This window comes from Streptomyces sp. NPDC002490, assembly GCF_040296045.1.
In the GTDB taxonomy this organism is placed as follows: Bacteria; Actinomycetota; Actinomycetes; order Streptomycetales; family Streptomycetaceae; genus Streptomyces.
In genome coordinates this window covers 1-18,820 of sequence record NZ_JBEOWM010000046.1, presented here as the reverse complement: position 1 = coordinate 18,820, position 18,820 = coordinate 1, and the positions used below count along the sequence as shown (strand labels likewise).

The window sequence follows — 18,820 nt, the reverse complement described above, 5'->3', positions numbered from 1 at the left end:
GGCCCCCGGGGGGACCGGCCCGTCGTCATCTCCTGCGTGCGCTCACTTCTTGCGGCGACGCCCACCACGCTGCTGCTTGCGCCGCTCGGCACGGGTCAGACCGTCCGCCGAGGACCGGACCGGGTCGCCCTCGCCCGTCTCGAAGTCGCCCTCCACGACACCGCCCTCACCGTCCACGGTCGGCGCCGAGAAGTGCAGCCGGTCCGGACGCTGCGGGGCCTCCAGGCCCTTGGCCCGGATCTCCGGCCGGGCGGCGACCGGCGCCTCCCCGCCCGCCGCGGGCTTCTCCAACGAGGGCGCCGCGTCCTGCACCGGCACCTCCTCCACCTGCTGCTCCACCTGGACCTCCAGGTTGAACAGGTAGCCGACGGACTCCTCCTTGATGCCGTCCATCATGGCCGAGAACATGTCGAAGCCCTCGCGCTGGTACTCGACCAGCGGGTCCTTCTGGGCCATCGCGCGCAGCCCGATGCCCTCCTGGAGGTAGTCCATCTCGTAGAGGTGCTCGCGCCACTTGCGGTCCAGGACCGAGAGCACCACGCGGCGCTCCAGCTCGCGCATGATCTCCGAGCCGAGCTGCTCCTCGCGCGCCGCGTACTGGGCGTGGATGTCGTCCTTGACCGACTCGGAGATGAACTCCGCGGTCAACCCGGCCCGGTCGCCCGCGGTCTCCTCCAACTCGTCCACGGTCACCTTCACCGGGTACAGCTGGCGGAAGGCGCCCCACAGCCGGTCGAGGTCCCAGTCCTCCGCGAAGCCCTCCGCGGTCTCCGCGTCGATGTACGCGTCGATCGTGTCGTTCATGAAGTGCTGGATCTGCTCGTGCAGGTCCTCGCCCTCCAGCACCCGACGGCGCTCGCCGTAGATGACCTCGCGCTGCCGGTTCAGGACCTCGTCGTACTTCAGGACGTTCTTGCGGGTCTCGAAGTTCTGCGTCTCCACCTGCGACTGCGCCGAGGCGATCGCCCGGGTCACCATCTTGTTCTCGATGGGAACGTCGTCCGGGACGTTCGCCATCGCCATCACCCGCTCGACCATCTGCGCCTTGAAGAGCCGCATCAGGTCGTCGCCGAGGGAGAGGTAGAAACGGGACTCGCCCGGGTCGCCCTGCCGACCGCTACGACCGCGCAGCTGGTTGTCGATGCGGCGCGACTCGTGGCGCTCGGTCCCCAGCACGTACAGCCCGCCGAGGTCCTTGACCTCCTCGAACTCCGCCTTCACGGCCTGCTCGGCACGCTCCAGCGCGGCGGGCAGCGCCGCCGCCCACTGCTCCACGTGCTCCACCGGGTCCAGGCCGTGCTGGCGCAGCTCCGCCTCGGCCAGGTCGTCCGGGTTGCCGCCGAGCTTGATGTCCGTACCGCGGCCGGCCATGTTGGTGGCGACCGTCACGGCGCCCCGACGACCCGCCTGGGCGACGATCGTCGCCTCCCGGTCGTGCTGCTTGGCGTTCAGCACCTCGTGCTGCACCCCGCGCTTGGACAGCTGCTGGGAGAGGTACTCGGACTTCTCCACCGAGGTCGTGCCGACCAGGATCGGCTGGCCCTGCTCGTGCTTCTCCACGATGTCGTCGACCACCGCCGCGAACTTCGCGACCTCGGTGCGGTAGATCAGGTCCGACTGGTCCTTGCGCACCATCGGCTTGTTCGTCGGGATCGGCACGACGCCCAGCTTGTAGATCTGGTGGAACTCGGCGGCCTCGGTCATCGCCGTACCGGTCATGCCGGACAGCTTGCCGTAGAGGCGGAAGAAATTCTGGAGGGTGATCGTGGCGAGCGTCTGGTTCTCGTCCTTGATGTCCACCCCCTCCTTCGCCTCGATCGCCTGGTGCATGCCCTCGTTGTAGCGGCGCCCCGCCAGGATGCGGCCCGTGTGCTCGTCGACGATCATGACCTCGCCGTCGATGACGACGTAGTCCTTGTCGTTCTTGAACAGTTCCTTCGCCTTGATGGCGTTGTTCAGGTAGCCGACCAGCGGGGTGTTCACCGACTCGTAGAGGTTGTCGATGCCCAGCCAGTCCTCGACCTTGGCCACCCCGGACTCGTGGATCGCGACCGTGCGCTTCTTCTCGTCGACCTCGTAGTCGCCGGTCTCCTCGATGCCCTTCAGGGTGTTGCCCGCCTCACCGCGGGTGAGGCGCTTCACCAACTTCGCGAAGTCGCTGTACCACTTGGTCGCCTGGTCGGCCGGACCAGAGATGATCAGCGGGGTGCGCGCCTCGTCGACCAGGATCGAGTCGACCTCGTCGACCACCGCGAAGTTGTGGCCGCGCTGCACCAGCTCGTCCTTCGACCACGCCATGTTGTCGCGCAGGTAGTCGAAGCCGAACTCGTTGTTCGTGCCGTAGGTGATGTCGCACGCGTACTGCTCGCGCCGCTGCGCCGGCGTCATGTTCGCCAGGATGCAGCCGACGGACAGGCCCAGGAACTTGTGGACCCGCCCCATCAGCTCCGAGTCGCGCTCGGCCAGGTAGTCGTTCACCGTGATCAGGTGCACGCCCTTGCCGGACAGCGCGTTCAGGTAGGTGGGCAGCGTGCCCACCAGCGTCTTGCCCTCACCGGTCTTCATCTCCGCGACGTAACCGAGGTGCAGCGCCGCGCCGCCCATCAGCTGGACGTCGTAGTGCCGCTGGCCCAGCACGCGCTTGGCCGCCTCGCGGACCGTCGCGAACGCCTCGGGCAGCAGGTCGTCCAGGGACTCGCCGTCCTGGTACCGCTCCTTGAACTCGTCGGTGAGGGCCCGCAGCTCGGCGTCGGAGAGGGAGACGAAGTCCTCTTCGATGGAGTTGACCTGGTCCGCGATGCGGTGCAGCTTGCGCAGGATCTTGCCTTCGCCTGCACGCATGATCTTCTGGAGGACGGACACGGGGGTAGATCTCCTTGCCGGTCGGGCCTGGCACGGTCGGATTCCGTTGGGCAACGGCCATCGTATGCGAGGACCGCGCCACACCGGGAGGTCCACGGCCACGGGGGCCACCCGGACAACGGGCCGAGCCCGCGGAAGGTGCCGCACCCCCGGCGATTTGCGCACGGATCACCGCACCCGTCCGGAGAAAACGCCTGGCCCCGCCACCGACCCCTGGGCATCATCGGGTGATGGAGCACGTCACCCTCACCACCGAGCGCCTGGTCCTGCGCCCGTTCGCCCCCGCCGACACCGACGAGGTGCACGCCGCCTGCCAGGACCCCGACATCCAGCGCTGGACCACCGTCCCCTCCCCCTACGCCCACGAGGACGCCGCCCTCTTCGTCCAGCGCATCGCCCCCGGCGCCTGGCGGGACGGCACCGAGTACGCCTTCGCCGTCCGCCCGCACGCCCCCGCCGAGGACGGCACGCACCCCCTGGTCGCCGCCGTCAGCGTCCACCACCCCCGGGAGAACACCTGGGAGGTCGGCTACTGGACCGCCGCCGGGCACCGGCGCCGCGGCTACACCGCGGAGTGCGTGCGCGCCCTCGCCCACTGGAGCTTCACCGCACTCGGCTGCACCCGGCTGGAATGGCGCGCCGAGGTCGGCAACGCACCGTCACGGGCCGTCGCGGAGAGCGTCGGCTTCGTCGTGGAGGGCACCCAACGGGCCGGCCTGTTCAACCGCGGCACCGTGCGCGACTGCTGGCTGGGCGCCCTCCTCCCGCACGACCTGGGCCTGCCGAGCCCCCTCCCCCACCTCCCGGCCGACACCGCCGGAACGGCCCGCGACGGCGACCGCGCCGCCCGCCCCGGCCGGGCCTGACGCCCCGGCCGCACTGTCAGTGCCGCCCTCTATCGTTCGACTCATGACCGCCCCGCCGAAGCCCGCCGCCGAACTCTCCGCCGACGAGGCCCGCCGCACGGCGCTGCGCGCCCAGGGCTTCCTCGGCACCCCCGACCGGAGGGCGGGCGTGCGGGGCGCCCTGCGCCACCTCGGCGCCGTCCAGCTCGACACCATCTCCGTCCTGGCCCGCTCCCACGAACTCGTCCCGTACGCCCGGCTGGGCGCCGTGGGCCGGGCGACCGTCGACCGCGCCTACTGGACGCCCGACGCCCAGGGCCTGCCCACCGCGTTCGAGTACTGGTCCCACGCCGCGTGCCTGCTGCCCATCGAGGAGTGGCCGCACTTCGCGTTCCGCCGCCGCGCCTACCGCAACCGGCCGCAGTGGCACCACGACCTCCCGGACGGCGCCTACGAGCGGGTCATCCACCAGTTGCGCACCGAGGGCCCGCTCACCGCGACCGAACTGGGCGGCGCCAAGAACGGCGGCGAGTGGTGGGACTGGTCGGCCTCCAAGGTCGCCGTGGAACGCGCCCTGATGCACGGTGAGGTGGTGTGCGTCGAGCGCCGCGGCTGGAAGCGCGTGTACGACCTCGCCGAACGCGCCGTCCCCGCCGAGCTGCTCCACGACGAACTGGACGACCGCGAGTGCCTGCGCCGGCTGGTCCGGCTCGCCGGCCGCTCCCTGGGTGTCGGCACCCGCGCCGACATCGCCGACTACCACCGGCTCAAGGGCGAGCAGGTCGACTCGGTGATCGCCGACTCCGGGCTGGTGCCGGTGACCGTCGCGGGCTGGGACCGCGCCGCCTGGGCCGACCCCGCCGCCCTGGAGACGCCACCCCGCGGGCGCCACCGCACCACCCTGCTGTCCCCGTTCGACTCGCTGATCTGGGAACGCGCCCGCACCGAGCGGATCTTCGGCTTCACCCACCGGCTCGAAGCCTACGTACCGAAGCCGAAGCGGGTGCACGGCTACTTCGCGATGCCCCTGCTGTCCGGCGGGCGGCTCCTCGGCCGGGTCGACCCGGCCCGGGACGGCCGCACCCTCGTCGCCAAGCAGGTGTCCCTGGAGTCCGCGAAGGCCGTCGAGCCCATGGCCCGGGCCCTGCGGGAGGCCGCGGAGTGGGTCGGCTGCGATGACGTGCGCGTGGAGCGGCTGGACCGCCCGGAGTGGGCCGCCGCACTGACGGCCGCCCTGCGCTGAGCCCGACCCGTCCGGGCCCCCGCGCCGGCCCCGGAGGTCCGGGGCCGGGTACCGGGCGGCTGCCCACCCGCCCGGGGGCGGTCCTCAGCGGATCTCCAGGATCTTCTCCCGCATCGCGTAGACCACGGCCTCCATGCGGGAGTGGAGCTGGAGCTTCTCCAGGATGTTGCGCACGTGGTTCTTCACCGTGTTCTCACTGATGAACAGTTCCTTGGCGATGTCCCGGTTGTTCATGCCGGTGGCCACCAGCTTGAGCACCTCCAACTCGCGGTCGGTGAGCCGCGGGGCGGGTACCAACCGGCGCTCGTCGGTGCGCTGGATCATCGACTTGAACTCGGTGAGCAGCTTCGACGCCATGGACGGGCTGATCTGCGACTGCCCGTCCGCCACCGCGCGGATCGCCGTCGCCACCTCGTCCGTGGAGATCTCCTTGAGCAGGTACCCCGTCGCCCCCGCCTTGATCGCCTCGTAGAGGTCGGCCTCCTCGTCGCTGATCGTCAGCATGATGATCTTCGCGCTGGGGGCGACCTCCTTGATGGCGGTGCACGCCTCGATGCCGCCGCGCTTGGGCATCCGGACGTCCATCAGCACGATGTCCGGCAGCAGATCGGCCGCCTTGTCCACGGCTTCCGCCCCGTCCCCGGCCTCGCCGACGACCTGGATGTCCTCCTCGGCGTGCAGGACGATCTCCAGGCCTCTGCGGAACAGCGCGTGGTCGTCGACCACCAGCACCCTGATGGGCTCCCGGGAGGAATCCTCGGTCGGTGCCATGCCAACGGCGCCACGGGCGTTCCCGTCGCGCAGCGGTCCGAAGCTGTCCGGCATCGTTTCTCCCCCCGAAGGCCCGCGGGCCCGTCTGGGTGCCGCCCGGCTTGTGCGATGTCAATCCGGGGCGGCAGCAACCCGATTGACGCCCGGCCATGATTTCATGCCCGGGCGCCCCAGCGGTGACGGCGGAGTTCACCGCTCGTAGCACGGGGGTGCCCCCGGGGGCGCACGATTCCCCCGGGGGCACACCTCCGCGGGGAGGTGGGTGTCCGTCAGCCGCCGAGCGCGCCTCCCGCGCCCGCCGATTCGATCTGGGTGACCATCGTGTCCGTGGAGAGGTGGATGACGCCGTAGTCGTAGGCGTGCCGTCGGTAGACGACACTGGGTTCCTTCGTCTCGGAATCGACGAAGAGGTAGAAGTCGTGCCCGACCAGCTCCATCTCGTAGAGCGCCTGGTCGAGGCTCATCGGGGCGGCCACGTGGGTCTTCTCGCGGACCACCAGGGGGCCGTCGCCCTTGACCTCCAGCGATCCCATCTTCTTGGTGGGCACCTCGACGCCGTCGGGCTCCTCGTCCCGGGCGATGGTGCCGTCCCCGTTGAGGTGGGCGGCGTCGGGAACCACGTCGGCGACCTCGGCCGCGGAGATCCGGCCGTTGCCGCGGCGGGTGCGCCGCTTGTCGTGCTGCTTGCGCAGTCGTGCTTCGAGCTTGTCCGTCGCCAGGTCGAGCGCCCCGTACGGATCGCTGGCCGCCGCCTCCGCCCGGATCACCGGGCCACGGGTCCGGAGCGTGATCTCCACCCGGTCGGACCGGTCCGCCTGTCGGGGGTTGGGCTCCTTGGACACCTCGACGTCGAGGCTGATCACCTTGCCGTCGAGCTTCTGGATCTTGTCCAGCTTCAGCTTCTCGGCCACGTGCTTGCGGAACCGCTCGGGCACCTCGGTCTTGCGGCCCTTGACGACGATGTCCACGCAGAACTCCGTTCCCGGATGGCTCCGCCCGCTCGGCGGAGCGTCTCCCTCTTGCACCAGGCCCCGGCGACTCCCGAGGCCACGGACTCGGCGACCTTCACCTCCTCCTCCCCCGGGGACGAGATCCCCACCCCTCGCTTCCCGACCTTTTCCAAAATCACCTTCCGACTTCGGCTCCCCCACTTCGGAACCGATCCGGATAGCGATCCGCAACCGATCAGAACTGCGACGGGCAACGGCATTCCGATATCGAGGGTTCGGCGCTTGCCTTTCCCTCACCACCGAACATATCTCGCCCGGAGGGATGACGTCACCCTCCTTGCCGCCCCACCTCCACTCATCCGAATTCAACCTCTCACTACCTGCAACGAAGCAGATTCCCTGTCAGTTCCGGTTCGTCAGTTCCGGTTCCTTTCGAAAGAATCCGACGGGGCGGCCACCACGGCGGCAGTCAGGTCCCTTACCCCGTTCACGGCCGATAATGCACGGGCCGCCTCCGACAATGACGCTCCGGTGGTCATCACGTCATCCACGATCACCACCCGTCCGCCCACCGCGAGCAATGCGTGACCTCCTTCCGCCACCCGGAGCGCACCGTGCAGATTGGCCCGGCGCTCCCCCGGATCCAGCCCCACCTGGTCCCGCACGCCCCGCCGCTGCCGCAGCACCGGAACCACCTGCGCCGCCCACCCGGCCCGCCGCAGCGCCCCGGCAGCCGCCCGGGCGATCCGGCGGGTCGGATCGTGGCCCCGGGCGCGGGTCGCCGCACGGGAGGAAGGCACCGGCACCAGGTGGAGGAGGGCGGTTCGGGGGGCTCCCCCCACCCCCGCCCCTCCCCCCACCGCCCCCGCCAGTGCTTCGCCCAGGGGCCCGGTCAGGGCCAGGGCGCCGCGCTCCTTGTGCGCGAGCACCAGTTGCCGCACGGCGCCCTGGTAGGGCGCCGCCGCGTGCACCGCCGGCAGCCCGGACGGCTCGGGCCGCGGGCGGACCCGCCGGGCCGCGCCGTCCGTCAGCGCGGCCCGGCACCGTGCGCACAGTGCCGTACGGGGGGTGCCGCACCCGCCGCACGCGGTCGGCAGCGCCAAGTCGGTGAAGTCCTGCCACCAGCGCCGCATGCCTCCACTCTGCCAAGGGTCGACGAAGTCGGCCACCCCTGTGGACAACGGGCTGTGGATAACTCGACGAAATGGCTCTGACCAGCCGTTTCGCCCTATCCTCTGGCCTCGGCGGGGGCGGTCATCCGGGGTAGACGGGCGAGGTCCCGGTCTTGAGGACCGTGCGCCACGGTTCCCCGGGGGGCAGGCGGACGATCCCGTCGTCGGAGTGGGCGACCAGCGGCAGTCGCTCGTCGTCGCTCGCGGCGATCTCCTGCACTCCGGTGAGTCCGGGCAGCGCGCCGCCCTCCGGGGTGGAGCCGTCCGTGTGCACGTAGCGGATCTGCTGGACGCCGCCGCTCTCCCGGCCGACGACGACCAGCCGGCTGCCACCCGCCCAGGACATGGCGGTGACCTCTTCCAGCTGCGGCGCGGCGGAGCGGAGTTCGGCGACCCGGACGGTGCCGGTGGGGTGGTCGGCGCTGCCGGCCGAGACGCCGGCGCTCCCGGGGGCTTCTCGTTCGACCCGGCCGATGCGGAGCGTCCGGGAGCCCTCGCGTTCGACGAGCAGGGCGATGCGCACCCCGTCCGCGGCGACCCGCACCGCCTCGATCCGTCCGCCCGCGAGGCCGGGCGTCTGGACGGGGACGGGGGTGCCGGAGCCCTGGCGCAGCAGGTAAAGGCCAAAGTCGCCGGGGTTGCGGTCGGCGACCCAGAGGTCGCCGCGTCCGTCCCAACTGGGCGCGGTCAGGCCGTCCTTCACGTTCTTGGCCCGGCTGGTCAGCACCGGCTCGCCGAGGGCGGTTCCGGCGGCGAGGGCTCCCACGTACAGTTCGCGTCCGTTGAGGGACACCCCGGCTGCCTGGTCCTCCTCGCGGGAGACGGCCACCGAGCCGAAGGGCTTCTCCGTGGTGCCGAGCGGGCCGGGCGCCGGCTCGGGGTCGGCGCCGGTGCTGATGCCGGGCAGGCGGACGAGCCGCTTCTTGTCGTCGAGGAAGTACTGGTAGTCCGGGTTCCCGCGGGTGCGGTGCGGTGCGACGGTCTCGGCGCGGTCGGCGGTGAGGCGGCAGAGCGGGGAGCCGTCCGAGCGTTGGACCTCCACCTCCTCGATGCCGTTGGCGGCCCAGTCCTGGAGGGTGAAGATCAGCTGTGCGGCCATCTTGGTGCACTGGGGTTGGCCTATGCCGTCCCCGGCGGGCTCCAGCGGCACCTTGAGGGTGTTGTTGCTGTCGGGGGCGAGGGATTCGGCGCTGGTGTCGAGTCGTATCCCGCTGGGGAACTCGGAGCGCACGACCGGGGCGAGCCACTGGGTGGGGCCCTCCATCAGCAGCCGTACGGTCTGGGTGACGGGGTCCACCCGTTGGCGCACGTAGACGGGGTCGGCGACGAGGCGTTCCTGGCCCTGGCCGTGGGTGTCGTCGGCGGCGAAGTAGTACTTGTTGACGGGGCGGTAGATGCGCAGGAAGTCGGATTCGCCGAGGACGACGCCGCGGGGCGGTCGGTCGATGCGCCACTGGTTGCCGGAGGCCGGGTCCTGGACCAGGTGGACGGGCTGGCTGTAGGTGCCGCTGGCGGGCTTGTAGGCGTGTTGGACGTCGACGGTGGCGATGCGGGTGCCGGTGAGGGTGTAGGTGCGGGCGCCGTCGTCGCCGGGGCGTTGGGCGGTGGTGTGGGGGCCGTCCGCGAGGACGGAGGTGGAGACCTCGGGGCGCCATTCCTCGGACGCCTTCTCAGTGAGGTACTTGCGGGCCATCTCGAACTGGGGGTCGTCGCTGGTGAGCGACTCCAGGAAGCCCTGGACGATCTCTGCGGGGTCGGCGTTCTCGCGCGGGGGCATCGCGAAGACCCTGACCTGCGAGTCGGGGAGCTGCGCGCCGTCGACGCCGCGCAGGTCGCCGCTGGCGGGCATGGAGGCGCAGCCCGCGAGGAGGGCACCGCAGCCGGCCAGGGCGAGGGCGTGCCGACGGGCGCGGGCGGGCTGTCCCCGTCCGGGGCGTCCCGGGGTCCGCTGCCGGTGCTGTCGGGCTGTTTCCGCGGCGTCACCCACGGGTGGCCTCCCGCCCCTCGTCGTCGGGTGTCGGCGCGCCGGCGCGGGGGGCGTCGGGGAGCGTCGGGTGCTGGTCCGCCGCGGTGTCGCGGGGGGGTGCTTCGGTGTCGCCGGGGCGCGGGACGACGCGGGCGCCGTTGCTGGGCAGCGCGGCGGGGTTCACGGTCGGGGCGCAGCGGGGTGTGGTGCCGGCGGGGGCGGTGAGGGTGGCGGGCAGGTTCGGAAGTCCGGGGAGTTCGGTGCCGCCCGTGGTCCGGCCGCGGGCGGCGGGGCCCTGGGCGGGCACCGTCGCGAGCGCGCCGGAGTGCGGGGTGGTGGTGGGGGCGGGGAGCGCCGGTCGGGCGGCCCGGTTGCGGCGGGAGTCCTCGGGTTCCAGGGGTATGGGGGAGCCGCGCAGTGCTTCGTCGGCGGTGCGGGGCAGGGTGAGGCGGAACTGGGAGCCGCCGCCGGGTTCGCCCCACGCCTGGAGCCAGCCGCCGTGCAGGCGGGCGTCCTCCAGGGCGATGGAGAGGCCGAGTCCGGTGCCGCCGGTGGTGCGGGCCCGGGCGGGGTCGGCGCGCCAGAAGCGGCTGAAGACGCGGGTGGCTTCGCCGGGTTTGAGGCCGACGCCGTAGTCGCGCACGGCGACGGCGACCGCGCCGCCGGCGGCGGCGAGTCGGACGACGACGTCGCGTCCCTCGCCGTGTTCGACGGCGTTGACGACGAGGTTGCGCAGGACGCGTTCGACGCGGCGGGCGTCGGCTTCGGCGACGACGGGTTGTTGGTCGCCGACGACGCGTATGCGGGTGCCCTTGCGTTCGGCGAGGGGTTCGGCTCCGCCGACGACCCGGCGGACGACTTCGCGGAGGTCTATGGGTTCGGCTTCGAGGGCGGCGGCGCCGGCGTCGAAGCGGCTGATCTCCAGCAGGTCGGCGAGGAGGGACTCGAAGCGGTCGAGTTGGTCGGCGAGGAGTTCGGCGGAGCGCGCGGTGACGGGGTCGAAGTCCTCGCGCGCCTCGTGGATGACGTCGGCGGCCATGCGGACGGTGGTGAGGGGGGTGCGCAGCTCGTGGGAGACGTCGGAGACGAACCGGCGTTGCATCCGGGACAGCTCCTCCAGCTGTTGGATCTTGAGCTGGAGGTTCTGGGCCATCTTGTTGAAGGCTTCGCCGAGGCGGGCGATGTCGTCCTCGCCGGTGACCTTCATGCGTTCCTGGAGGCGTCCGGCGGAGAGGCGTTCGGCGATGCCGGCGGCCATCCGGACGGGGGTGACGACCTGTCGGACGACGAGCCAGGCGATGGCGCCGAGGAGGACGACGAGGAAGAGTCCGGCGGTGGCCAGGGTGGTCTTGACCAGGCTGAGCGTCTTCTCCTCCTGGGTGAGGGGGAAGAGGTAGTACAGCTCGTAGCGGTCGGTCTGGGGGGTGGCGAGTTGCTTGCCGATGGCGAGGCCGGGTTGGGAGGGGCGGCCGTCGCTGTAGTGGATGCTGGTGTAGCTGCGGGAGGCGCCGGTGTGGGCGTCGACCCGTTCGCGGAGGGTTTCGGGGACGCTGGCGGTGGCGTCGATGTTGCCGGAGCCGCGGGGGGCGCGGGCGCTGCCGGTGCCGGTGTCGCTCTCGCCGAGCGGGGAGAGGGTGACGACGTGGAAGGCGCCCTGTCCGCTGCTGGAGAGTTGTTGGACGAGGTCGTTGAGCCAGATGGCGGCGTTCTGGCCGGGCAGGCCGTCGGCGGCGCCTTCGGGGCTGGCCTCGCGGGCGGACCGGGCGCGGGACTCGGCGTCCTGGAAGCCGCCGACGGCCTGGCTCTGGGACGCGTTGACCTTGACGTCGAGGAGGCCGTTGCGGACCTGGCCGATGACGACGAAGCCGAGCAGCAGCACGACGCCGAGGGACATCAGCAGGGTGGTGACGACGACCTTGAGCTGGATGTTGCGGCGCCACAGCCGGAGTGCGGGCAGCAGGGGGCGGCGGACCCAGCGGGCGAAGAGGCGCAGCACGGGGCTGTTGCCGACGCCGTCCTGGAGGAGCAGTGCGCCGTCGAAGAGGTGTCGCAGCCGGGTCCGGACCGGGCCGCGGGGGCCGACAGGCCGTCCGGCACCCGTGCCCGGGGTGCCGGGCGCCGGGGCCGGGACGACTCCGTCGTTCCCGGTCATGTCAGCTCGGCCCGGCCTTGTAGCCGACTCCGCGTACGGTCACCACGATCTCGGGGCGCTCGGGGTCCTTCTCGACCTTGGAGCGCAGCCGCTGGACGTGGACGTTGACGAGGCGGGTGTCGGCGGCGTGCCGGTATCCCCAGACCTGTTCGAGGAGGACTTCGCGGGTGAAGACCTGCCAGGGCTTGCGGGCGAGGGCGACCAGCAGGTCGAACTCCAGGGGGGTGAGGGCGATGGACTGGCCGTCGCGCTTGACGGAGTGGCCGGCGACGTCGATGACGAGGTCGCCGATGGTGAGCTGTTCCGGTGCGGGTTCTTCGGAGCGGCGCAGTCGGGCCCGGATGCGGGCGACCAGTTCCTTCGGTTTGAAGGGTTTGATGATGTAGTCGTCGGCGCCGGATTCCAGGCCGACGACGACGTCGACCGTGTCGCTCTTCGCTGTGAGCATGACGATCGGGACGCCGGACTCCGCCCGGATGAGACGGCACACTTCGATGCCGTCGCGGCCGGGCAGCATCAGGTCGAGGAGGACCAGATCGGGCTTGGCCTCCCGGAAGGCGGCTAGCGCCTTGTCGCCGTCCGCTACGAACGACGGTTCAAAACCTTCACCGCGCAGCACGATGCCGAGCATCTCGGCCAGTGCTGTGTCGTCGTCGACGACGAGGACTCGTCCCTTCATAAACGACATCATCCCATTATCTCTTTGTTACCTGGCGTGACCTGACACACAGCCCGGCGCGTGCCGGGGCCGTGACGGTGGGCGATGGTCCGCGACCACCTGCGGCGATAGCGACGACCACCGCACCGGCAAGCCCGGACGCGGCTACGCACCGCGACCGGATGGCTCCCCACCGTGCCGGCGCTCGAACCGTCGACGGACCTCGGGCGGCCCGCGCCCCGGCGCAGCGACGACCGGTACTGGTCGACCATCCGTTCCGTCCGCCCTTCCCGTTGCCCGCCCCGCACGCGTCCACCACGTCCCGGCTCCCGTCCGACACCCGAAGGTCTACCGGTCCCGGCCCCTGCGGTCCACCCGATCCGGCCGGTTCGTCTGACGGACCGGCGTGACACGATGGCTGCCGACGTGCCCGCACCCGCGGCCGCGCGGGGCGCGGCCGACGCGTCCCGCGGCGACACCGGGCGCCAGACACAGGAACGAGGAGCGACGATGAACGACACTCCGGGCTGGACCCCGCCCGGCGCCGCCCCCTCCGGCGGCGACGGCGAGGGCGCCCCGCGCCCCGACGGGTCCACGGACCGGCCGGCCCCCCACACCGGTCCCGCCTCGAAGTGGTCGAAGGACCAGCCCCCGGCCGGCGGCTGGTCCGCTCCGGGCACCGGCGGTCAGCCCGGCCCGCCCCAGGGCGGCGCCCCCCAACACCCCGGCTGGGGCACCCCGCCGCCCCCCGGACCCGGCTGGGGCGGCTGGCAGGCGCAACCGCAGTTCGCCAAGCCCGGAGTGATCCCGCTGCGCCCGCTGGGCGTCGGCGAGATCCTGGACGGCACGGTGACCATGATGCGCACCTACTGGCGCACCGTCCTCGGCATCTCGCTGACCGTCGCCGTGGTCACCCAACTCACGCTCGTCCTGGTCCAGGGGACCCTCCTCAAGGACCTCGACTCAAGCGCCCTCGACGACCCCGGCGCCTCCGCCGACGAGATCGGCGAGAGCCTGGTCGCCGCCATCACCGGCGGCGGTGCGGCGCTGGTGATCACCCTGCTGGGCACCATCGTCGCGACCGCCCTGCTCACCACCGTCACCAGCCGTGCGGTCCTGGGCCGGCCCGTGTCGATACGGGAGGCGTGGATCGACGCCCGCCCCCGCCTGCTGCGCCTGCTCGGACTGACGCTGCTGCTGATGCTCATCCCCATGCTGATCATGGCCGTCGGGTTGGCCCCGGGCTTCCTGATCGGCCTCTCCGGCAACGACGGCCTGGTCGTCACCGTCTTCGGCATGCTGGCCGCCCTGGTCGTCGTGGTGTGGCTGATGTTCCGCCTCTGGCTGGCCTCACCCGCCCTCATGCTGGAGAAGCAGGGCATCCGCAAGGCCATGGGCCGCTCCATGAAGCTGGTGCGCGGCTCCTGGTGGCGCGTCCTGGGCATCACCCTGCTCGCCGGGCTGATCACCAACATCGTCGCGTTCCTCGTCCTCATCCCGTTCACCATCGTCGCGGCCGTCGCCGGCGGCGACGTCGACTCCGGGTTGCTCACCACCACCGGCGCCTCCTGGACGTTCCTGATCGTCACCGGGATCGGCTCGGTCATCGCGTCCACCCTCACCTTCCCGGTGTCCGCCGGCGTCACCGTCCTCCTCTACATCGACCAGCGCATCCGCCGCGAGGGCCTCGACCTGGAACTGGCGCGCGCCGCCGACACCACCACCCCGGCCACCGACCACCGTCCCCCGGGGAGCTGACCGCGTGAGCGCGACGGGGGGCGCGTCCGACACCGCACCGGTGCCGGTCCTCGCCGCGGGCCCGCCCGCCCGGGGCGCCGACGGCGACGGCCCGCCCCTGACCGTGCCCCGCGACCCGGCCCGGGAGGCGGCCGAGCACGAACTCTCCCGCTCCGTGTACCAGGAGAACGAACCCGGCCTCCTCCAACGGGCCGCGGACGCGTTCTTCGACTGGGTGGGGGACCTGTTCGCCGCCGCCTCCGGCGCCACCCCGGGCGGTGCGCTGGGCCTGCTGGTCCTCGCCCTGGTGGTCTGCGCCCTGGTCGCCGCCCTGTGGTGGCGACTCGGCACCCCCACCCGCACCGCCGGCTCCCCGGCCGCCCTCTTCGACGACCGGCCGCGCAGCGCCGCCGACCACCGGACCGCCGCCACCGCGCACGCCGACCGCGGCGACTGGGGCCCCGCCGTCCAGGAACGCATGCGCGCCGTCGTCCGGTCCCTGGAGGAACGCGCCCTCCTCGACGCCCGCCCCGGCCGGACCGCCGACGAGGCCGCCGCCGAAGCGGGCCGCCCGCTGCCCGACCACGCCGACCGGCTGCGGGCCGCCGCCCGCACCTTCGACGAGGTCACCTACGGCGGACGGACCGCCGACCGGGCCGCGTACCAACGCCTGACGGACCTCGACGCCGAACTCCAGCACACCCGCCCGGCCCTCGCCCCCGGGAGCACGGCATGACCGAGACCACCACGGCGGGCACCTCCACCGCGCCCACCCCACGCCACCTGTGGCACCGGGCGCGGGGCCCCCTCGTCGCCCTGCTGCTCCTGCTCCTCACCGCGATCGTCATCGCCGCGCTCCGCTCCGGCACCGTGCACGGCCGGCTCGACCCCCGCTCCGCCGACCCCCTCGGTTCCCTCGCCATCAGCGAACTCCTCGCCGACCGCGGCGTCGACACCCGTGTCGTCACCACTCTGGACGCCGCCACCGCCGCCGCCGCCGACCCCGACACCACCCTGCTGGTGGCCGCCCCCGACCTGCTCGGCCCGGACCAACAGGACGCCCTGCGCACGGCCATCGCCCACCCCGACGCCCGGACCGTCCTCGTCGCCCCCGACTTCTCCACCGACGCCCTCGCCCCCGGGGTCACCCCCGACGACGCCACCAGCCCCGACCGCACCCTCCCCCCGGGCTGCACCCTCCCCGCGGCCGAACGGGCGGGCGACGCCGACACCGGCGGCCTGCGCTACCACGTCGCCGTCCCCGACGCCCTCACCTGCTACCCCAGCGACCGGCTGCCCACCCTGGTCCACCTCCCCGCACCCACCGACCCCGCCGCCCCGGAGCCCCGCGACACCCCGACGCCGACCACCGGCACCACCGTCCTCGGCTCCCCCCACGTCCTGGTCAACGAACGCCTCGACGCACACGGCAACGCCTCCCTCGCGCTACAACTCCTCGGCTCCCGCCCCCACCTGGCCTGGTACCTGCCCTCCCTCTCCGACGAGACCGCCACCGTCCAGGAGGAACGCGGCCTCACCGACCACGTCCCCGCCGGCTGGGGCTGGGCCACCCTGCAACTCGGCATCGCCGCCGTCGTCCTCGCCCTGTGGCGGGCCCGCCGCCTCGGCCCCCTGGTCCCCGAACACCTCCCCGTCGCCGTCCGCGCCTCCGAAACCACCGAAGGCCGCGCCCGCCTCTACCACAAGGCCCGCGCCCGCGACCGCGCCGCCGACGCCCTGCGCGCCACCACCCGCAGCCGCCTCGCCCCCCTCCTCGGCGTGCCCCCCGCCCGCGCCCACTCCCCCGAACACCTCCTCCCCCCGCTCACCGCCCGCACCGCGGCCACCACCCGACTCCCCGACCCCCACACCCTCCTCTTCGGCCCGCCGCCCCGGGACGACACGGCCCTCCTCGCCCTCGCCGACCACCTCGACGCCCTCGAAAGAGAGGTACGCGTTTCATGATGGACCCGACCACTGACACCGCCGGCACCACCGGCGATCCGCAGGCCGCCCGCGCCTCCCTGGAGGCCCTGCGCGCCGAGATCGCCAAGGCCGTGGTCGGTCAGGACCCCGCCGTCACCGGCCTCGTCGTGGCCCTGCTGTGCCGCGGCCACGTCCTCCTCGAAGGCGTCCCCGGCGTCGCCAAGACCCTCCTGGTCCGCGCACTCGCCGCCACCCTCGAACTCGACACCAAACGCGTCCAGTTCACCCCCGACCTGATGCCCGGCGACATCACCGGCTCCCTCGTCTACGACGCCCGCACCGCCGAGTTCTCCTTCCAGCCCGGCCCCGTCTTCACCCACCTCCTGATCGCCGACGAGATCAACCGCACCCCGCCCAAGACCCAGTCCGCGCTCCTCGAAGCCATGGAGGAACGCCAGGTCACCGTCGACGGCACCGCCCGCCCGCTGCCCGACCCGTTCCTCGTCGCCGCCACCCAGAACCCCGTCGAGTACGAGGGCACCTACCCCCTCCCCGAAGCCCAACTCGACCGGTTCCTCCTCAAACTGACGGTGCCCCTGCCCGAGCGGCAGGACGAGATCGACGTGCTGCGCCGCCACGCCGACGGCTTCAACCCGCGTGACCTGCGCACCGCCGGCGTACGCCCGGTGGCCACTGCGGCCACTCTCGCCGCGGCCCGGGACGCCGTCGCCCGCACCTCCGTCTCCCCCGAGATCGCCGGCTACATCGTCGACATCTGCCGCGCCACCCGCGACTCGCCGTCGCTGACCCTCGGCGCCTCCCCCCGCGGCGCCACCGCCCTGCTCTCCACCGCCCGCGCCTGGGCCTGGCTCACCGGCCGCGACTACGTCACCCCCGACGACGTGAAGGCCCTGGCCCTGCCGACCCTGCGCCACCGGGTGCAGCTCCGCCCGGAAGCCGAGATGGAGGGCGTCACCGCGGACTCCGTCATCACCGCGATCCTCGCCCACGTCCCCGTACCCCGCTGAGCCGAGGACCCATGCCCTTCACCGGACGCGCCGCCCTCCTGGCCGCCGTAGGCGCCCTGCCCGTCGGCCTCTGGGACCCCAGTTGGACGGGCGTGCTCGCCGTCAACGCCCCGCTCGCCCTGGCCTGCGCCTGCGACGCCGCCCTGGCCGCCCCCGTACGACGACTGCGGCTGGAACGCTCCGGCGACACCTCCGTGCGCCTCGGCGAGCCGGCCCGGGTCACCCTGACGGTCACCAACCCCACCGGCCGCCCGCTGCGCGCCCGGCTCCGCGACGCCTGGCCCCCCAGCGCGTGGACGCCCGGCACGGAGGCGGAGGCCTCCCGGCACCGGATGACCGTGCCCGCGGGCGAACGCCGCCGCATCACCACCCGACTGCTGCCCACCCGCCGCGGCGACCGCCACGCGGACCGGGTCACCCTCCGCTCCTACGGCCCCCTCGGTCTGTTCGCCCGCCAGGGCTCCCACCGGGTGCCGTGGACGGTGCGCGTCCTGCCCCCGTTCCACAGCCGCAAGCACCTCCCGTCCAAACTGGCGAGGCTCCGCGAGTTGGACGGCCGCACCAGTGTGCTCACCCGCGGCGAAGGCACCGAGTTCGACAGCCTCCGCGAGTACGTCCCCGGTGACGACACCCGCTCGATCGACTGGCGCGCGACCGCGCGCACCTCTTCGGTCGCAGTGCGCACCTGGCGCCCGGAACGCGACCGTCACGTCCTGCTGGTCCTCGACACCGGCCGCACCTCCGCGGGCCGGGTGGGCGACGCGCCCCGACTGGACGCCGCCATGGACGCGGCGCTCCTCCTCGCCGCCCTGGCCTCCCGGGCCGGCGACCGCGTCGACCTCCTCGCCCATGACCGCCGGCCCCGCGCCCTCGTCCAGGGCAAGACGGCCGGGCAGCTGCTACCGGCCCTGGTCAACGCCATGGCCACCGTGGAGCCGGAGCTCGTCGAGACGGACGCCCGCGGCCTGGTGGCCACCGCGGTGAGGGCCGCCCCCCGTCGCTCCCTGATCGTGCTGTTCACCGGCCTGGACGCGACCCCCGTCGAGGAGGGCCTGCTCCCGGTCCTCCCCCGGCTCACCCAACGCCACACGGTGCTGGTCGCTGCCGTCGCCGACCCCCGCCTCGCCGCCATGGCCACGGCCCGCGGCACGGTGGAAGCGGTGTACGGAGCCGCTGCCGCCGCCCGCACCCGGACCGAGCGGCAGCACACCGCCGATCTGCTCCGCCGTCACGGCGTCACCGTCGTCGACACCACTCCGGAGGACCTGGCCCCCGCCGTGGCGGACGCCTATCTGGCCCTCAAGGCCGCCGGCCGCCTCTGACGCACGGCCGTCCGTGGGGATTCTCCACCACAGGATCCCCACGGACGGCTCGGGCAGCACACGGCCGTGAACGCAAAAAAGTCGTGGGGGGGCGGGGGGATGCCGACGCGGGCCCACCCCCACAAACAAAAATATTTTGTGGGGGGGGGTCAAAAGAAAAACGGGCGCCCCGCCCGCAACCACGGGCG

14 protein-coding genes are annotated in these 18,820 nt (G+C 72.8%); 7 read left to right on the top strand and 7 right to left on the bottom strand.

Features of this window, described 5'->3' with window-relative positions; genetic code table 11:
* Positions 1–42: 42 nt before the first annotated feature.
* Entirely contained in the window at positions 43–2,862 is a 2,820-nt protein-coding gene (gene secA / locus ABT092_RS24775; RefSeq protein WP_351247472.1) for a preprotein translocase subunit SecA, read from the bottom strand.
* A 230-nt stretch (positions 2,863–3,092) separates the two neighbouring features.
* Here secA and ABT092_RS24770 point away from each other — a divergent pair, with 230 nt between their 5' ends.
* Together ABT092_RS24770 and ABT092_RS24765 are read left to right on the top strand one after the other, a co-directional pair.
* Positions 3,093–3,728, top strand: a complete 636-nt coding sequence (locus tag ABT092_RS24770) for a GNAT family N-acetyltransferase (RefSeq protein WP_351247470.1) — start codon at positions 3,093–3,095, stop codon at positions 3,726–3,728.
* Positions 3,729–3,771: 43 nt separating this feature from the next.
* Complete coding sequence (locus tag ABT092_RS24765; RefSeq protein ID WP_351247468.1) at positions 3,772–4,950, top strand: winged helix-turn-helix domain-containing protein; 1,179 nt, start codon at positions 3,772–3,774, stop codon at positions 4,948–4,950.
* An 84-nt stretch (positions 4,951–5,034) separates the two neighbouring features.
* Here ABT092_RS24765 and ABT092_RS24760 read toward each other — a convergent pair whose 3' ends face one another.
* From ABT092_RS24760 to mtrA, 6 genes are all read right to left on the bottom strand, one after another.
* On the bottom strand, positions 5,035–5,775 hold the full coding sequence (locus tag ABT092_RS24760; RefSeq protein WP_351247466.1) for a response regulator: 741 nt from the start codon (positions 5,773–5,775) through the stop codon (positions 5,035–5,037).
* A 215-nt stretch (positions 5,776–5,990) separates the two neighbouring features.
* Positions 5,991–6,689, bottom strand: coding sequence for a ribosome hibernation-promoting factor, HPF/YfiA family (gene hpf / locus ABT092_RS24755; protein ID WP_445401540.1), 699 nt, complete (start codon positions 6,687–6,689; stop codon positions 5,991–5,993).
* A 398-nt stretch (positions 6,690–7,087) separates the two neighbouring features.
* Positions 7,088–7,804, bottom strand: coding sequence for a ComF family protein (locus ABT092_RS24750; RefSeq protein ID WP_351247462.1), 717 nt, complete (start codon positions 7,802–7,804; stop codon positions 7,088–7,090).
* Between the two features lie 121 nt (positions 7,805–7,925).
* Positions 7,926–9,830, bottom strand: coding sequence for an LpqB family beta-propeller domain-containing protein (locus ABT092_RS24745; RefSeq protein WP_502968496.1), 1,905 nt, complete (start codon positions 9,828–9,830; stop codon positions 7,926–7,928).
* Positions 9,823–11,961: an MtrAB system histidine kinase MtrB gene (gene mtrB, locus ABT092_RS24740; protein ID WP_351247460.1), complete on the bottom strand. Its 2,139-nt coding sequence runs from the start codon at positions 11,959–11,961 to the stop codon at positions 9,823–9,825. The genes ABT092_RS24745 and mtrB overlap by 8 nt, the downstream gene beginning before the upstream one ends.
* A gap of 1 nt (position 11,962) precedes the next feature.
* The gene (gene mtrA / locus ABT092_RS24735) at positions 11,963–12,652 is read right to left on the bottom strand and encodes a two-component system response regulator MtrA (protein WP_351247458.1); all 690 of its coding nucleotides are present in this window, start codon (positions 12,650–12,652) and stop codon (positions 11,963–11,965) included.
* A 477-nt stretch (positions 12,653–13,129) separates the two neighbouring features.
* Here mtrA and ABT092_RS24730 point away from each other — a divergent pair, with 477 nt between their 5' ends.
* From ABT092_RS24730 to ABT092_RS24710, 5 genes are read left to right on the top strand one after another with little or no spacing between them, the layout of a single operon-like run.
* Complete coding sequence (locus ABT092_RS24730; protein ID WP_351247456.1) at positions 13,130–14,377, top strand: DUF7847 domain-containing protein; 1,248 nt, start codon at positions 13,130–13,132, stop codon at positions 14,375–14,377.
* A gap of 4 nt (positions 14,378–14,381) precedes the next feature.
* The gene (locus tag ABT092_RS24725) at positions 14,382–15,092 is read left to right on the top strand and encodes a DUF4129 domain-containing protein (RefSeq protein ID WP_451363581.1); all 711 of its coding nucleotides are present in this window, start codon (positions 14,382–14,384) and stop codon (positions 15,090–15,092) included.
* Complete coding sequence (locus ABT092_RS24720; protein ID WP_351247454.1) at positions 15,089–16,321, top strand: DUF4350 domain-containing protein; 1,233 nt, start codon at positions 15,089–15,091, stop codon at positions 16,319–16,321. Before ABT092_RS24725 ends, ABT092_RS24720 begins: the two co-directional genes overlap by 4 nt.
* Entirely contained in the window at positions 16,321–17,310 is a 990-nt protein-coding gene (locus tag ABT092_RS24715; RefSeq protein WP_351247509.1) for an AAA family ATPase, read from the top strand. The genes ABT092_RS24720 and ABT092_RS24715 overlap by 1 nt, the downstream gene beginning before the upstream one ends.
* A gap of 11 nt (positions 17,311–17,321) precedes the next feature.
* On the top strand, positions 17,322–18,632 hold the full coding sequence (locus tag ABT092_RS24710; protein ID WP_351247452.1) for a DUF58 domain-containing protein: 1,311 nt from the start codon (positions 17,322–17,324) through the stop codon (positions 18,630–18,632).
* Positions 18,633–18,820 lie beyond the last annotated feature (188 nt).

What these genes read in the sequence shown, in the direction of transcription:
- ABT092_RS24720 (WP_351247454.1), top strand. Translation starts at nt 15,089, where the DNA reads ATGACCGAGACCACCACGGCGGGCACCTCCACCGCGCCCACCCCACGC.
- ABT092_RS24750 (WP_351247462.1), bottom strand. Translation starts at nt 7,804, where the DNA reads ATGCGGCGCTGGTGGCAGGACTTCACCGACTTGGCGCTGCCGACCGCG.
- mtrA (WP_351247458.1), bottom strand. Translation starts at nt 12,652, where the DNA reads ATGATGTCGTTTATGAAGGGACGAGTCCTCGTCGTCGACGACGACACA.
- ABT092_RS24760 (WP_351247466.1), bottom strand. Translation starts at nt 5,775, where the DNA reads ATGCCGGACAGCTTCGGACCGCTGCGCGACGGGAACGCCCGTGGCGCC.
- mtrB (WP_351247460.1), bottom strand. Translation starts at nt 11,961, where the DNA reads ATGACCGGGAACGACGGAGTCGTCCCGGCCCCGGCGCCCGGCACCCCG.
- ABT092_RS24710 (WP_351247452.1), top strand. Translation starts at nt 17,322, where the DNA reads ATGCCCTTCACCGGACGCGCCGCCCTCCTGGCCGCCGTAGGCGCCCTG.
- ABT092_RS24765 (WP_351247468.1), top strand. Translation starts at nt 3,772, where the DNA reads ATGACCGCCCCGCCGAAGCCCGCCGCCGAACTCTCCGCCGACGAGGCC.
- ABT092_RS24715 (WP_351247509.1), top strand. Translation starts at nt 16,321, where the DNA reads ATGGACCCGACCACTGACACCGCCGGCACCACCGGCGATCCGCAGGCC.
- ABT092_RS24730 (WP_351247456.1), top strand. Translation starts at nt 13,130, where the DNA reads ATGAACGACACTCCGGGCTGGACCCCGCCCGGCGCCGCCCCCTCCGGC.
- ABT092_RS24770 (WP_351247470.1), top strand. Translation starts at nt 3,093, where the DNA reads ATGGAGCACGTCACCCTCACCACCGAGCGCCTGGTCCTGCGCCCGTTC.